The 1,426-nt window shown below is 40.5% G+C and carries 1 protein-coding gene; it reads right to left on the bottom strand.

The genetic code is table 11. The annotated features are described in order from the left end of the window. Positions 1 to 9 precede the first annotated feature (9 nt). Positions 10 to 1,335 (bottom strand): IS4 family transposase, encoded by a 1,326-nt coding sequence (locus H4J63_RS19685; RefSeq protein WP_024604027.1) that lies wholly within the window; start codon positions 1,333 to 1,335, stop codon positions 10 to 12. Positions 1,336 to 1,426: the final 91 nt, after the last annotated feature.

Here is a 1,426-nt window from a genome sequence, read left to right as displayed (position 1 = left end):
TAATGTCAGTCAGTTAACACTGACTGGCTTTTTTTTATAGGGATATTTAGATGGTTTCTTTTTCACACATCGTGGAAAGCTGCGCTCATGATGCCTTGTTGGTAACTGAAATAGCGTCAGCGTTTCTAATAAATGCTCATAGCGTTTTGGTAAATTTCCCGGACTTGTCAGTGGGATAGTTAACAGAAATACATTGATATGTCTTGAACAATGAGAAAAACTCAGTTGATTTGGCCATACTTCCAGTAACTCTGCTGCCTCACGCATGGCTATTCTTATAATATTGTAGGCAATTAGTAACCCCCACAATTCTTGCCTTATCATATCCGGCCTTTTTGAGCGTAGGATATAGTTTGAGTGCAACATTGTTTGTTTTATTTCTCGATATCCTATTTCTATTTCCCAGCGATGCATGTACAAATCAGCGATTTCTTTTGATGGGTAACGCATTACATCAAGCATTGATGTAAGAATCTGATACTGCTTATTATTATGCGTGTAAGTAAGCAGCCGAGCTTCTATAAACTCTGGCAAGTCAGTAAACTTTTTTCGCGCTTGTGGCGATGTTTTAAGACGCACTAACTGGTCATTTTTACTCATTTTCTTTATGGTATCAACGGTTAAGCCTTTTCTGACAGGTATCATCCAGTGCCTTTCAGTCCCTGCTTGGTGCCAACGATGCAAAAGCCCTAATGAATAATAACCGCGATCAAATAAGGTTAATGAGTTATCCGGTGTACCTTCAATGAGCTCTTCAGCGAGTGTCATTTCTCCTTGATGTTGCCCGTTAAAAGTACAATTAATGAGTTGATGGCTCGTTAGCTCCATGTGGCATACCATCCGAATTTGCGGATAGGTATTTTCACCATACTGGGTTGAGCCACACCCAAATACGTCTTTATTCTCTGGCGTATCATGTGTACGAAAAACAACGCCATCAACTGCTAATAGATTTAAGCCACAAAATGTATCGAAGTGGGCATGATTATAATGCCGTGACGCCATCATCTTGAAGACCTGCTCGACAGCATCTTCACCTAAGCGTTGTCTCGCTTGAACCATGGCACTAGGGGCAACTAGTTTCCCTTTACCTGGTAAGGCGATGTCCATTTTAGAGGCTATATCCCAAACAGATTCATGACGAAATAAACTCATACCAATCACAGACCAAACGACAGCATCGAGTGGTAGGCGACGTTTACGAACGGTGGCGACACCCGATTTTTCAAAAGCTTGGTTAAGTAATTCGGGATCTAAGATGCCAGATAAGTTATCAAGCGTTGTAAATTCATCAGCAGATGAGAAGGTGGTTGAAAGAGCTGTTTGAATATCCATAAAAAAACCGTAATTAGCGAAACTAATTACGGATTATTCACGATCATTTAGATCGGTCAACCGATCAATTAACCTTAACTGATCGGCATTA

It is taken from the genome of Pseudoalteromonas sp. 5Ae-yellow (assembly GCF_014077565.1).
Classification (GTDB): Bacteria; Pseudomonadota; Gammaproteobacteria; order Enterobacterales; family Alteromonadaceae; genus Pseudoalteromonas.
This window is presented reverse-complemented; position numbering and strand designations above follow the sequence as displayed.